This window comes from Salinimonas chungwhensis DSM 16280, assembly GCF_000378185.1.
In the GTDB taxonomy this organism is placed as follows: domain Bacteria; phylum Pseudomonadota; class Gammaproteobacteria; order Enterobacterales; family Alteromonadaceae; genus Alteromonas; species Alteromonas chungwhensis.
In genome coordinates this window covers 391,312-406,839 of record NZ_KB899376.1, presented here as the reverse complement: position 1 = coordinate 406,839, position 15,528 = coordinate 391,312, and the positions used below count along the sequence as shown (strand labels likewise).

The following is a 15,528-nucleotide window of genomic DNA, read 5'->3' as shown; positions in this document are numbered from 1 at the left end:
AACAGGATGTTACCCTCACTAACGGATATATACCAAGACTTTGCATACGTATTCACGACAAATACCCATAGCCGCCGATGTGCATAATCAAAGGCTCTGCGTGTACCAGAACTTTGCCTAATGGTTACGCGTAACCGGGGTAGTATCAAAATGTAGTAAAAAATCGTATGGATGGCGCTTTACTTTGCAAGCAGACAGCACAACGCTCTGGCGGTCCATTGTCACCAACTGACGATGACAAACTTTGTATCATCAGGGAGTAAGTGAATGTTAGCTAAGGAATGCGGAGATTGAATAAGCCAGCGTAGGCGAATATGACAAATCGTTCTTATAACTGCTTTGGCAAACAGTTAAAAGAACGATTTTCTTATGAAGAGTAAGCGAGTTTACGCAGCGCGCTGTTCTTCGTGTATCCGGGTAAGAATTGAGGGCTGATGACGAAAAATTGCTCCGAAATTTGGCACTTCTTCCAGCTCATTCATAATCTTACGCTGAAAGCGTTGCAACGAAGGAGATATTTGCTGCATAAATTCCATGGGCGATAACTGAAATGCAGCACGCTTACCATGATAATCAATTTCACTGCCAAGCTGCTCAAAATTAATACCAAGCATACGCAGGCTTCGGGCAAGACGCGGTTCCATCATTACATATACGTTTTCGATGTCACGCAAGATACAAATGCTGGCAGCGAAAAAATACAACGCTAATGATAAGTAAGGAAAGTTACGCCCAGGGGCATTGGATTTAAAACCACCGTTTAACGACTTCCCGGTAACCGGAGAAACGTTGCTATCAGAATGACGACGACGGAATTGTTTGGGTATAGCCAGTCGGGAGATTTCACATACCTGAAAACGCGGATACCTTTTAGGGCTGTGCTCATCCATACGAATTGCTTCAGGACAGTTTTGTTCCACCGGCAACAGTTGGCCAGGATGCTGCGGCATCACCAATCGAATCGTTCCCGCGCAATCACCTGTGGCTTTATGTTTTATATAACAGCTCAATGCAAATTCATCAAACTCATCCACTTCCATTTTTGACTCGCGGGGGGGCTCAAATCCCATCTCCTCGCAATAAACCTGATGACGTGTCTGAAAGCAGGTTCGTTGTTCGCTTTCGTCATTAGCAACCACGAGGGTAAAGTGTTCAAAGAAATGATCAGCAGCTGCGTCGATAATTTTATTCATTTTGCGACGCACAACAGGGCGAATCATATGCTTGATTCCTGGTACTTTGTGTACTCTTTTAAAAGCATTTAGCAAGCGACGTTTCACTTTGGCTCCCGTTACTCTTTTGAATGTTGCAAATACTTCATTAATATCATCCTTGTCCCATGTACTACCATATCACTATCATTCCGTTTAACTGATAACATTGCACCAGTACACCAACAAAGTAAACCGACTATTGCAGTTCTCTCTTAATTTACCGGGCTGATTTACAATGGGAAATTACATAAATGAAGCTGAATATTATTCTGTGAATATACCATTACAACAACTGTGCCAGACTGGCGCTAGAATAGTGTTTGTGAAAATTTGATGTAGTTGGTGTGAACTTATTTCATACCTAGCAATTAAACTCGAGGGATACTGTTCTACATTGTGCCAATGACATAATTTTAATTTAACAGTATATAAATCAGTAATTTGTTTTAATCTTTTTAGGTATTAATTCTCATCCTAAATACTAAAAAAGGATGATAGGGATAATTCAGATTTACGCTACCCACCTATGTCGGAAATAGACTAAAGTTTAATTAAAATTAGTATGGTTGACATTGGGACACAGGTCTTTGTGTTAGTCATAAATTAAAGATAAAGGAATTGTAGCATCTAAGCTGTTGCAAATAAGCATCACCGAAAAAGCTAAAATGACCTGGCAGTACTGAAAAAACTTTTAACAGGGTAATTTTCTATTTTTATATCAGTAATATAGATGAATGTGTAGCAAAAAAGTTACACCTATGCATTGTGTCGCTATGCCACTAACGCTGAACCCGGGTTGTACGATTGTTAACGTCCCGACTACCGCGGATAAGCGTGTCTGAGTGCGAATACGGAGATTTTGCCAGCCTGTCGTACAGTAAGACGTTGACCGTGGCGGCCAGATTCATACATCCGTTTGTAGGCACATAAACAATATCATCGCACCAGTCAATCTCTGACTGGTTAACCGAACCGTCTTCCGGACCGAAAATGTAAAAAGCGTTTTCAGGATGGGCGAAGGCTGGCAGTGGAGTTGCACCTTCCACTAGCTCCACTGCGACCGTTGCAGCGCCTTTTGGAACAGCCGATTTAATGGTATCAACACCAATGGTAGGAATTTTTTTATGCATTTGCCGGGTGTCAGCATTAAAATCCTTTGCGTAGCCATATCGCTGGCCCGTATAAAACACACTGGAAGCGCCATAGCACCCTGCAGCTCTGAGTACCGATGCTACATTGGTAGCAGACTTAGGATTAATAAGACCCAAACTGACTAAACCCCAGGGAGAAAATTCTGTGCTCGCGCTCATTTTTTTATCATTGACCAGAATACGGGCGGCAAAGTATGCCAAAGTTACCGTACAATGTCATTAACGGCTGACTGTAAGGCTTTCGTCAAGGTCTTTGCCTTCAGTTAACTCCCTCACCAATTCCCAAAGTCTGCCATCCTGGATCAGCACAGTAGCAGCCTCAATATCCGGCGCAAAATAACGATCTTTATCGTAAAAAGACACTTTTTCTCTTAACAGAGCATGCACTGCTTCAAGCGGTTCACTGGTACGCAAAGGACGTCTGAAATCGATCCCCTGCGCCGCCGCTAACCACTCTATGGCTAAAATAACTGCTACGTTATCAAATATATCTTTGAGTCTGCGACCGGCAAATGCTGACATAGACACATGATCTTCCTGGTTTGCTGAAGTAGGAAGAGAGTCAATTGACGCTGGATGCGCCAATGATTTATTTTCGCTGGCAAGAGCCGCACAGGTGACCTGTGCAATCATAAATCCCGAGTTAATCCCGCCATTATCAACCAAAAATGCGGGGAGACCACTTAGGCTACTATCAATAAGCAGCGCCATACGACGCTCGGATAGCGCGCCAATTTCAGTCAGCGCAATAGCAAGATTGTCAGCCGCCATAGCGACTGTTTCGGCGTGAAAATTGCCACCTGAGAGAATTTCTTGGTCATCGCTAAACACCAATGGATTATCCGATACACCGTTAGCTTCAGTAATAAATATTTCACAGGCGTTTCGAATTTGGTGCAGTACGGCGCCCATAACCTGAGGTTGACATCGTAACGAGTAGGGATCCTGAACTTTTTTACACCCATGGTGGGCATTACCAATTGACGAAGTGTCTAAAAGTTGCCTGAATAATGTAGCAGTATCCGTTTGACTGCGATGACCTCGTATAATATGGATCCGCGCATCAAACGGCACTCTGGATCCCTGCGCAGCATCTACCGCCAAAGCGCCTATTCCTACAGCACTGAAATACGCATTCTCAGTTTTAAACAAACCTTCCAGTGCGAATGCGGTTGATGCCTGGGTGCCATTCAACAAAGCAAGGCCTTCCTTCGGCGCCAAAACAAGCGGGGTAAGACCTGCCCGTTCCAGCCCCTCTCGCGCCGGACATCGTCGGTTTCCCATGATAACTTCCCCTTCTCCGAGCAAAACTACGCTCATGTGCGCCAGAGGAGCTAAATCACCCGAAGCCCCTACCGATCCCTTTTGCGGAATCGCCGGCCAGATCTGGTTATTGAATAAGGTTATCAAAGCATCAATCACGTCCAGCCGGACACCGGAAAATCCCCGGGCCAGAGAATTGATTTTCAGCAACATCATCAATCTGACTGTGCTGATTTGCATCAAGTCCCCGGTCCCAGCGGCATGAGATAAGACGATACTACGCTGCAACAGCTCTAACTCCTGCTCAGCGATTCGGGTGTTTGCTAACAGCCCGAATCCTGTATTGATGCCATACACTATACTTCCGCTGGCCAGTATATTTTTTACGGCCTGATGTGAGGCGTGAATCCCGGCGTACGCACTTTTATCCAATGATAGATTAAAATGTTCTTTAACAGACCGACGACAGTCAGCCAGCGCAAGCTGACCTGGCACAAGAAGAAAGTTTTTACTCGTCATAGCAACCTCCGTTCATTGGCAGATTTAGATGATACTCAAGTGCGCAAGCTATTTCACTTTCGTGGCCTGCGTCTGCATCTGGCATAACGCCGGCGGCGGGATCATTGTGTAGCACCCGTACAATTTGGGCTTCCGCTGTCCCGTTACAGACAATCACCATACTGGCATACTACCGAAAGCACCATTTGAATTAACAACTTTCAGATATTGCTGAGCGTGCTCCCGTTTGCGACCACGGGTCCGGGACTGCGCAGCTTGGCGCCAGAATTAGGTTGTGAACGCGTTAATGCCTTGCACGCAATTGTAAATAGAGTGTTGCCATTTATATTATGTTTGGTTAAATTGTAAGCGCAATCATTTGTGGTGCCGTTGAATGAGATGGGCCTTATTCATCACACCAAAATGTAAGCGCTATCATAAACGAGGGATACACATGAAACTAACTAAGGCAACATTGATTTTAGCTACGGCCCTGGCCTGGCAACCGGCTCAAGCTGCATTCTTAACCAATGGCAATTTCGAAACTTGTGATTTAAGTGGCTGGCAGACTGACACCGACGGTGGTCCGGCTAACAGTGATGATTTTGCTATCGCTGAAAGTGATAATGGGTGTAGTGCCGTTATTTATGCTGACCGCAGCGATGCATTTGTAAACACACTTTATCAACCGATTGACTTTACCACCGATGAAAATGCGCAACTGGTTCTTCAATATGATTTTTCTGTAGCCAGTGCAGTGGATGATCAGCCGCCATTAACTGCTGACTACTTTACTATTGGCTTCGGTGATGGCTCTGGTTTACTTTATAACGCTGGCGGAGAACTGGGTAGCCTGTTCGGGCAGCCAGACATAAACGGTTTGATGAATTACACGGGTGATATCCTGCTTGATGGTAGTTTCAATAATCAGCAAGGGTGGACGCTGGAAATACAGCTGTTCAGTAACTTTGATTTTGAACAGGCTAGTATGACCATTAACAGCTTCTCTATTCAGGCTACAGACAATCAAATCAATGTTCCAGCGCCTGCTACATTACCCCTGATATTGTGTGCATTTGGGCTGATTGGCAGACGCGCGCTACAGACACCGGCACAGGAAGCATCATCATGAAACATCATTTAATTCGCCTTGCCGTGGTTGCCGGGCTGACTCAATTACCTGTGAATACAGCCATGGCGCAATGGCAACCGGCTCAGGAAAATCTTGAGGTAAAACAGCATAGAGCGGCCTTTGATCGCATAAATCGTCAGTTCAGTGTGCTGGTCAAAATTACCAATACCAGTGATGACACCTTGTCGATGCCTTTACGCCTGCATGTGAATAACAGTACGCATGAGGTTACCAACGCGCAACTTGATGGTGATATCTCGTATGTTCCGGTTGATGTGACGTCATTGAAACCAGGCGAAACCGTCACCGTACCTGTTTATCTGGCGTTTGCGCGCAAGCGTCTGGTGCTCGATGTAGCCCTAATGCAGGAAAGTGGTCCGGGCAACAACTGGCAACTAATCTGGCAGGATGAGTTTGACGGCAATACTATTGATACCAATAAATGGAATTTTGAAGAAAATTGCTGGGGTGGCGGGAACAACGAACAACAGTGTTACACCGATCGCTCTGAAAATGCGTTTTTGGAGGATGGTAAACTTGTTATAAAAGCTCAACGCGAAGACTTTACCGGCCCGGATAATCCCGAGGGTAATCCGGACAGCCTTGCTACCCTGCCTTATACTTCTGCCAGACTGCGCACGCTTAATCAGGGAGACTGGACCTATGGTCGCTTTGAAATTCGCGCTAAATTACCCTACGGTCAGGGAACCTGGCCTGCTATCTGGATGTTGCCCAGCGATTATAAATACGGTACGTGGGCCGCGTCAGGTGAAATAGATATTATGGAAGCGGTCAACCTCAAAACGCCTTCTGATGATCCCGCTGCAGCAGGAATGCCCGAAGATCGTGTCTATGGCACCCTGCACTTTGGCCGAACCTGGCCGGGCAATGTCTATGTAGAGGCAGAACACCGCTTGCCCAATAACATTAATCCAGCAGATGGTTTTCACACTTATGCAATTGAATGGGAGCAGGGAGAAATTCGCTGGTATGTTGACGGCTATCATTTTGCGACCCAAACACAGGATGGCTGGTATACCCAGTATCAGGATGAAAGTGGACAATGGCAAACCGGCGTGAGCGATGCGCCTTTTAACGAGCGTTTCCATCTATTGCTAAATCTGGCTGTAGGCGGTAACTGGGCAGCCAATACTAACGAAACAGGTATCGATGAATCCGTCTTTCCACAAACCATGGAAGTTGATTTTGTGCGGGTGTATGAATGCTCGATAAACCCTGCCACGGGTCAGGGATGTGCCACTATCGGCGATAATCCGCATCTGCCCGAGGGTATTGAACCACCTCCCCTGCCCGGCGAATCCTCATTGGTCGGTGAAGGTCCGGTATTTATGCTTTTTGATGATGCTTTTAGCGAAAAACTTTCTATACAAAGCTACAACCCTGACGGAACGGTCACCAGCTATGTAGAGTCGGCCGAAGATCGTGGTGAGGTCTTTACCATGGAGCAACTGGGAAATGTAGGTAATGTCTTTTTCAACGCAGATGCGCCCATTAACTTGCAGCATTTTGAACAACTTGGAAAACTGAAATTTGATATTCGTACACTGAATCGGGCCCCTGGCGCTGAGTTATTGGTTAAAATCGATAGTGGCTGGCCAGCAGTTGGAGATACGCAAGTTTCACTCACGGATGATGGCCAGTGGCAGTCTGTAAGTATTGATATTTCCGATATTGTTGAAGCCGGCAATCGGTTTGCACCGGGTAATACCACGGACTTGGCGCAGGTACTTAATCCTTTTGTATTAGAAGCAAATGGTCCAATGACGGTACAGGTAGACAACGTTCGTTACGAGTATGATTTAGCGGGAAAATCTGAGGTAATTGTGTTCGATGACAGCGACAATCCTCCCTTCGCGGCAGGTAAATATGTCGCCAGTGGCAGTGTCGATGTTGAACAGGTAGTCAGCGCAGATGGCGGTTATGGCGACGTAAAACAGTTTTCCTTTAACACCAACGAATCTGTGGTTTACTTTCAAACACCGGTAAATGGTGAAGGCCAAACTCAGAAAATTGACTTCACGGGTTTTGACACATTGTCTTTTGATCTGAAAGTTGTCGACGATCCGCGAACCAATCAGGACTTTTTCATTAAAATGGACTGTGGTCATCCCTGCTCCTCCGGCGACTTTGCCATTGAAACGCCGGATACAGGCATTTGGACACACTATGATATTCCAGTTTCCGAACTGATCGATAATCCCGGTTCTACACTGGATCTGTCACGTGTGGATACGCCTTTGGTTATATTCCCAGCGTGGGGTAACCAGCAGGGTGTGGTCATGCAAATTGACAACATTGTCCTTACAGGCGACGGCGAAACATCACCGACCCCGGATGTTGTCACAATCACTGACACGTTTAGTGTGTTTGACGAAGCGCTGGCAACAGGATGGTCATTGTGGGATTGCTGTGCAAATGCAAACCTTAGTGTCGTTAACGATAACGAACGTGGAAATGTTGCTCAGCTTGATTACTTCGGACCGGCACCTACGGTTTCCGGATTCAGAGCCAATAAGCCACACGATGCAACAGCCGTTCAGGGCGGTGTGCTAACATTTTCAATGAAGATGGTGTCAGCGCCGGATGACGCTTCAGCAAGTCTATTGCTAAAAGTAGAAGGCGGCGACGGTACATTTGCCGAATTACCGATATCAATGAACCTGGAAGGTGCGGTGCCGCAGGTGGGTCTATGGCAGCAATACAGTTTCTCACTGGCAGATCTTGCGAGTCAGGGGTTGTCTTTGGATAAACTTAACCTGATCATGATGTTTCCGGAATGGAATAAAGCCACTGGCGCTGTGTTACAAATAGATGACTTGACGATAATGCCCTGATCACAACAATCGATAAACAATGACGCCCGGCCTAATAGCTGGGCGCTTTTGTCTGTGCTGGAAAAAGTCAGTTCGGCAGTGGCATTTCATTATTTTTAGGCAAGCATCAACCCAGATCCCTAGACGCAGATGCTTACTCCTTGGCTTCGGACCAATTTTATTGAAGGTCCAAAAACTATCCTTAACCAGGTGAGCTATTCGTGTGCAAAAAACCGATAAACCCATTGGTATACAATAGGAAATAAAAAAACCGCAGGCTTGCGCACTGCGGTTTTTTTAACTCAAAGGTAATTAGAAAGAGTAATTAAACCCTAACAAATAGTTTGCGCCGTATGTCTGGCGAAGCGTTACCTGCCGGGAATCTGTACCTGCTGTTTGCAAGTCTTCTTCATCAGTAAGGTTTTGTGCTTGTAAGGTGACACGCAGCCCTTCCAGTGAACGAATGCCCGATTCGCTAAAGTCATAACCAATCTGTGCATCAATAAAGGTACCACCCTGGTTAGTAGAGTCAGACAGCGCAAGACTCAGGCCTCGCGTTTCGGTCAGGTAGCTTGACCGCTTTGTTCCAGCCACGCGGAACTCAAATCCGGCATTTTCGTAATAAAGTGTCAGACTGTAATTCTCATCAGACAGACCTGGAATACGGGTTTCAGTGGTTCCTGGTGCAGGATCCGCTTTGCCATCAAGGAACGTTGCACTGGCAAACATACCGAAGCCTTCGAGAGATTCGTGAATCAGATCAGCCGGTAAGCTTCCCTGGATCTCGTATCCTCTGACAAATCCTTCGTAACCATCTTCCGGACGTGAACGCTGACCAACAAATAGTTGAGGCGCCTCACCGGTAGAGCTTTGGTGCACACTTGGAATGTAAAACTCGCTGAAGTCAGCTTCAACTGCGTTGCTTCTATGCCAGTTTTTCAGATCCTTGAAGAACCATGAGACCGCTACGTACCCGGCGTCAGCAAAATAGTTCTCATAAGCCAAATCAATCTGGTTGGCTTCATACGGCTTCAGCTCAGGGTTACCAGCACTGCCGCTCCAGGGGGAGTTATCGATATCTGTACTATTGATTCGCGCATCCTGGAAGGCAAACGACACCTGATTATTTGGACGCATATCGTCCATACGAGGACGAGTCAGTACCTTAGCCAGACCTAGACGCACAAACTGATTTTCAGCAAACTCAGCGCTTAGGTTCAAAGTAGGCAGCACATCAGTGTAATCGGCGCCACCTGAAACCGGCAGGGACTCGACAAACCCAAGCTCGTTTTTAGTTGCAGCAAAACCTGTGGACTCCTGGTCTGCCTGAACGACCTGAATACCTACGTTACCGCGAATATAAACATTGTCGATTTCCGTATCGATATCCAGCTTAGTATAAAAGGTGGTCAGTTTTTCTTCTACCGTATAGGTATCGCCCAGACGGCCCGTTTCGATTTGCTGCGCGTCAAGCTCGTCGTAATATCCACTGTTATACAAACCCAACGCATCATAGGCTAAGACACCTTCGATACCTACAAAGTCAAGAGAGGTCACACCCAGTACCTCTGGAATAGCAGCGCTTCCAGGGTATTCCGGAGACACCAAAAAGGCACCGTTGTTATCTTTTGATTTTGTACGGTCTGAGTAGATTGCACCAATCTCAATACCGGTAAACACGCCCCATTCGACGAAGCCTTTTGTGCTCAGTCGCAGAGAATCCAGTTCTTCTTCAAATACAGGCTGATTGACAAAACCATCCTGCGCATCAGGTGCAAACAGTTGCTGACCGTCTTCATTAATAAGGGTTTGTCCCCACGGCTGGGGACCTGCCAGACGAATCAGAGAAGGATCAGTCAAATCCACTGCTGGAATGGTAGGATGATCAGAAAACATTACGCCGTCACCGGTCATCTCCCAGGAACGGGCAGTCGCTGTACGCCCTTCCATTCCTGCACGACCTGTACCTGAATAGCTTTCAACATCGGTGATGGTTTTGTCCACTTTACCGGTTGAGATGTCGCCGGTAATTGTCCAGTTGTCGTTGACAAAATATTCAACGTTCAAACCAAATGTCTTGAGTTCTGCTTCCTGTTCGCGGACATCATTACGAATAACACTGAAAAAGCCATCGTGATAGGCACGTGTTGCTAACCCATTCTGAATCTCAGATACGGTGTAATCTACGCCGCCCCATACCGGACCGCCTTCTTCAAGGCCGCGACGCGCATCATTTTCATTAAAGTCGATGTACAGTGCATCAAACTGCATGTTGATGTTGTCATCCGGCGACCATTGGATGACTGCAGCAAGCGAGTCACGCTCCATCATCGCAGAGCGGGCGAAGCTGTCGTGACCACCTAAAATAGCGGTTCCTTCTGGAATATCTACGCCTTCAGCGCCAGTGCCGGCTTCAGCATTAGGGTAACCCCAACCGCGGAACTGCTGCTCTTGTCGGGGTGATTCCATGGTTGCAAATGTCAGTGCTACACCCAAGGTATCATCAGCAAACTGGTCAACATAATTGACCGATACGCGATGACCATTGTCATCATAATCAGGGTTTGCGGCATCTTCGGCATTCTGCTCGTAAGTGCCGTTGATGGTAAATGTCTGATCTGCAACCAAAGGCTTAACAGTTTGTAAGTCAATGGAACCGCCGATATTTTGAGTTACCATGCCGGCTTCAGGCGTTTTGTAGACCAGGATGTTGGAAATAATTTCTGTAGGATATAAGTCGAATTCTACCCCGCGGTTATCACCCATACCTAAAAGCTCACGGCCATTTAAGGAGGTGCCTACATAGTTTTCATTAAAACCACGTACGGAGATCCCGCTGGTACGACCATTTCGACGTTCACCGGAAACCCCTGGTAAACGTGCTAACGATTCTGCAATACTAGTATCAGGAAGTTTACCGATGTCTTCAGCAGATAGCGCTTCAACGATAGAAGTGCTGTCCATCTTAATGGCCTGGGCACGCTGTAAGCTGCCACGGATGCCAGAAACTTCAATGACTTCTACGTTCGGTTCATTCGGTTGCGCAGTGTCATCATTTTGTTGAGCAAGCGCAGGGGTACATATTGCACTAAGGCCACTGGCGATAAGTGCAGCATTGATCATGTTAGGTTTAAAGTGTTTCATTTATAGTGTCCCATTACTATCCACACAACCCTGTCTCTGTTGTTGTCTCTCTGACAGGCCAGATGTCTAAATTCAGGTTTAAATCCTATATCCATCCCCTCTTTGCTACAATGTTATGCATACGTATTCATAATTTTATTTATACATCTGATTAACAGAGCCGGATTTTTAAAAGACACTCTGGTATTATTTTTTCTATCTTATCTTTCTGTTTTTTATTGTTTTTTATATTTTCTATGTGATTTTCAATCTTAGTTTTTTTAATAAATCTTTAACGAATCGTCGCTCTCTTCGGCAAATGTTAACAGGTGTTTAATACATATCATTTCATACAGAGCGGCATTTATAAGGTATAAAGTAGATGTTGTCGCCGGGAAGGGTGAGCAGGATCAAAGATGAGTTTGACCTCGAATATCTTCGCGAGGTGAATAGTAAGCAAATAAAAAACCCGCCGTGACGGCGGGTTTTTTATTTTTCACATAGAATAAGCTCTACCAGCCAGTTGCTTCGCGAAGCGCCTTGCCAATATCAGCCAGAGAACGCACAGTTTTAACACCTGCATCTTCTAAGGCTGCAAACTTATCATCTGCTGTTCCTTTACCGCCAGCGATGATAGCGCCAGCATGGCCCATCCGCTTGCCCGGAGGCGCAGTAACACCAGCAATATAAGATACGACCGGTTTAGTCACATTATCTTTGATAAAGGCAGCCGCTTCTTCTTCTGCAGTTCCACCAATCTCACCAATCATGACAATAGCTTCAGTTTGTGCGTCATCCTGAAACATTTTAAGAATGTCGATAAAGTTAGATCCAGGAATTGGGTCGCCGCCTATACCTACGCAGGTAGATTGACCAAAGCCTTCGTCAGTTGTTTGCTTCACAGCTTCATAAGTCAAGGTTCCAGAGCGAGAAACAATACCTACCTTGCCTGGTTTATGAATATGCCCTGGCATAATACCGATCTTCGATTCTCCCGGCGTGATAACACCCGGACAGTTAGGACCGATTAAGCGAACACCCTTTGCATCTACGTATTCTTTTACATAAAGCATGTCCAGTGTAGGAATACCTTCGGTAATACAAACGATAAGCTCAATACCCGCATCGGCAGCTTCTACAATCGAATCTTTACAGAAAGGGGCAGGAACATAGATTACAGATGCTGTGGCACCGGTTTCTTTAACTGCATCACGTACTGTATTAAATACTGGCAGACCAAGGTGCTCGGTACCCCCTTTACCAGGTGTAACACCACCCACCATTTGGGTGCCGTAGGCAATCGCTTGCTCAGAGTGGAATGTTCCCTGACCGCCAGTGAAACCCTGACAGATTACTTTTGTGTCTTTATTAATTAAAACAGACATTATTTGCCCTCCGCTGCAGCAACAACTTTTTTCGCTGCATCAGTCAGCGATTCAGCAGCAATGATATCCAGACCTGAGTTAGCCAGAACTTCTCGACCCAGATCAGAGTTTGTACCTTCAAGACGAACCACTACCGGCACTTTTACACCCACTTCTTTGACTGCGCCAATGATACCTTCTGCAATCATGTCACAGCGAACAATACCGCCAAAGATGTTAACCAGAACAGCTTTTACGTTATCGTCAGACAAGATAATTTTAAATGCTTCGGCTACACGCTCTTTGGTAGCGCCACCACCCACATCCAGGAAGTTTGCAGGTTTACCGCCATGCAGATTTACGATATCCATCGTACCCATCGCAAGGCCTGCACCGTTAACCATACAGCCAACGTTGCCATCTAATGCAACATAGTTCAGTTCATATTGCGCTGCGTGTGCTTCACGTGAATCTTCCTGAGAAGGATCATGCATCGCTTTTACATCAGGCTGACGATACAACGCGTTGCCGTCGATACCAACTTTGGCATCCAGACAATGCAGATTACCATCAGTATTGATAACCAGTGGGTTAATTTCAATCAGTGCAACGTCCAGTTCTTCAAACATTTTGGCCAGACCAAGAAATATCTTAACAAACTGTTTGATTTGATCGCCTTCCAGGCCTAATTTGAAAGCCATTTCACGCGCCTGATAGGGCTGCGGACCAACAATTGGATCAATTTCAGCTTTCAGAATTTTTTCTGGAGTCTCTTCTGCAACTGTTTCAATCTCTACACCACCTTCGGTGGATGCCATGAACACAACGCGACGGGTAGCACGATCTACCACAGCGCCCAGATAAAGTTCGTTGGCAATATCAGTGCAGGATTCAACAAGTATCTTGCTAACCGGCTGACCATTTTCATCAGTCTGGAAAGTTACCAGATTTTTTCCCAGCCAGTTTTCTGCAAACCCACGGATATCGTCTTTATTTTTAAACAGCTTAACGCCGCCCGCTTTACCGCGACCGCCTGCGTGGACCTGACATTTTACGACCCACTCTTCACCGCCAATGCGATCCGCGGCTTCAACAGCACCTTCAGGTGTATCAGAAGCGTATCCTTCAGAAACAGGCAAGCCGTATTCTCTGAATAGCTGCTTACCTTGGTATTCATGCAAATTCATGGTGTTTCTTTCCGATTATTAGTAAGACAAAAGCCGCTAAACGCGACTTGATTAATTTGACCGGCCGAATTCTACCTGTTCGGCCAGCGTTGTGCCAGATGCGATACAAGCATACCTGCTGCTCGCACCTGCACACAATTCTTTGAGACGAAAGTCTTAAACATCCAATAGCAGACGTGTTGGATCTTCCAGCATTTCTTTTACAGTTACCAGAAAACCAACAGATTCTTTACCATCAATGATGCGGTGATCATAAGACAACGCAAGATACATCATAGGCAGGATTTCGACTTTCCCGTTAACCGCCATTGGGCGATCCTGGATTTTGTGCATGCCCAGGATAGCGCTTTGGGGTGGATTGATAATGGGTGTGGAAAGCAACGAACCGAATACGCCACCATTAGTGATGGTGAAGTTACCGCCCTGCAAATCTGACATAGCAAGTTTGCCGTCACGACCCTTAAGCGCCAGTTCTTTAATGCCTTTTTCAACACCGGCCATACCCAGCGTATCGGTATCTTTTAGTACTGGCGTAACCAGGCCACGAGGGGTAGAGACAGCAATAGAGATATCAAAGTAGTTATGATAGCAAATATCGTCGCCGTCTAAAGATGCATTCACCTCAGGGAAACGTTTAAGTGCTTCAGTCACTGCTTTTACATAAAAAGACATAAAGCCCAGGCGGATACCGTGGCGCTTCTCAAAACTTTCCTGATACTGTTTACGAAGATCCATGATAGGTTTCATGTTCACTTCGTTAAACGTGGTAAGCATTGCCGTAGAGTTCTTCGCTTCTAACAGACGATTAGCAATGGTTTTACGCAAACGTGTCATCGGTACACGTTTTTCGGTGCGCTCGCCAGTTGGCGCTTCTGAAGGTGTAGACTCTGTTTCAGACTTGGCAGATGATGCTTTGCTACTACCACTGCTTTTATCGGATTTCAGATACTTTTCGACATCGTCTTTAGTAATTCGACCATTCTTACCGGTACCTTTAACTTCTGAAGCGCTGATGCCTTTTTCAGATAGTAAACGACGAACTGAAGGGCTAAGTGCATCACTATCACTCTCAACACCTTCATCAGTAGAATCTTCATCTACCTGAGAAGTGCCCTCAGATGAACCACCTTCAGCAAATTTAGCGATAACCTCTTCAGCGGAAACAGTCGTCCCTTCCTCTGCCAGAATTTCTGAAACAGAACCGTCAGCCGGAGCTACCACTTCCAAAACAACCTTATCTGTTTCAATATCAACCAGATTCTGATCACGACTAACCTGCTCGCCTACTGAAACATGCCATGTCGCTATAGTAGCATCGGCTACAGATTCAGGGAGCACAGGCACTTTAACATCGCTGGTCTTACCGCTTTTATTGTCTGTTTTAGCTGTGGTTTTTTCTGCTGACTTGTCATCATCTGAAGACGCATCTTTATCAGACTTTTCAGACGCTTCAGAATTCTCTGACTCTGACTTGGGTTCTGATTCAGACTCACTGTCGCCCTGTTTTTCGTTACCCGCGCCATTTTCATCTAACTTAGCGATAACTTGCTCGCCCAGAACCGTTTCACCTTCATCTTCGATAATTTCGCCAATCACGCCATCGGCGGGTGCAACAACTTCCAAGACAACTTTATCTGTTTCAATATCAACCAGGTTCTGGTCGCGTTTAACCTTGTCACCGGCCTTAACATGCCAGGTTGCTATGGTGGCATCGGCAACTGACTCAGGTAGGACCGGAACTTTAATCTCTATTGTCATCACT

General features: G+C 46.0%; 9 protein-coding genes. 2 read left to right on the top strand and 7 right to left on the bottom strand.

Annotated features, from left to right (window positions below):
- Nucleotides 1-386: 386 nt before the first annotated feature.
- The 3 genes from F458_RS18880 to hutH all read right to left on the bottom strand — a co-directional run bounded on the left by F458_RS18880 (nt 387) and on the right by hutH (nt 4,147).
- Nucleotides 387-1,220, bottom strand: a complete 834-nt coding sequence (locus F458_RS18880; protein WP_018981676.1) for a PEP-CTERM/exosortase system-associated acyltransferase — start codon at nt 1,218-1,220, stop codon at nt 387-389.
- Nucleotides 1,221-1,993: 773 nt separating this feature from the next.
- The gene (locus F458_RS0101870) at nt 1,994-2,524 is read right to left on the bottom strand and encodes an RNA methyltransferase (protein ID WP_051084990.1); all 531 of its coding nucleotides are present in this window, start codon (nt 2,522-2,524) and stop codon (nt 1,994-1,996) included.
- Between the two features lie 60 nt (nt 2,525-2,584).
- A complete protein-coding gene (gene hutH / locus F458_RS0101865) occupies nt 2,585-4,147 on the bottom strand; it encodes a histidine ammonia-lyase (protein ID WP_018981674.1) in 1,563 nt (520 codons plus the stop codon).
- A gap of 433 nt (nt 4,148-4,580) precedes the next feature.
- Here hutH and F458_RS0101855 point away from each other — a divergent pair, with 433 nt between their 5' ends.
- Nucleotides 4,581-5,258 carry a hypothetical protein gene (locus F458_RS0101855; RefSeq protein ID WP_018981672.1) on the top strand — a complete coding sequence of 226 codons (678 nt, stop codon included), beginning with the start codon at nt 4,581-4,583 and terminating at the stop codon, nt 5,256-5,258.
- Nucleotides 5,255-8,113: a glycoside hydrolase family 16 protein gene (locus tag F458_RS20335; RefSeq protein ID WP_018981671.1), complete on the top strand. Its 2,859-nt coding sequence runs from the start codon at nt 5,255-5,257 to the stop codon at nt 8,111-8,113. Before F458_RS0101855 ends, F458_RS20335 begins: the two co-directional genes overlap by 4 nt.
- A gap of 291 nt (nt 8,114-8,404) precedes the next feature.
- Here the strand turns inward: F458_RS20335 and F458_RS0101845 are convergent, their stop codons facing one another.
- The 4 genes from F458_RS0101845 to odhB form a co-directional block, all read right to left on the bottom strand.
- On the bottom strand, nt 8,405-11,236 hold the full coding sequence (locus tag F458_RS0101845; RefSeq protein ID WP_018981670.1) for a TonB-dependent receptor: 2,832 nt from the start codon (nt 11,234-11,236) through the stop codon (nt 8,405-8,407).
- A gap of 491 nt (nt 11,237-11,727) precedes the next feature.
- Entirely contained in the window at nt 11,728-12,600 is an 873-nt protein-coding gene (sucD, locus tag F458_RS0101840) for a succinate--CoA ligase subunit alpha (RefSeq protein WP_018981669.1), read from the bottom strand.
- Nucleotides 12,600-13,766, bottom strand: coding sequence for an ADP-forming succinate--CoA ligase subunit beta (sucC, locus tag F458_RS0101835; protein ID WP_018981668.1), 1,167 nt, complete (start codon nt 13,764-13,766; stop codon nt 12,600-12,602). Before sucC ends, sucD begins: the two co-directional genes overlap by 1 nt.
- A gap of 156 nt (nt 13,767-13,922) precedes the next feature.
- Entirely contained in the window at nt 13,923-15,524 is a 1,602-nt protein-coding gene (gene odhB / locus F458_RS0101830) for a 2-oxoglutarate dehydrogenase complex dihydrolipoyllysine-residue succinyltransferase (protein ID WP_018981667.1), read from the bottom strand.
- Nucleotides 15,525-15,528 lie beyond the last annotated feature (4 nt).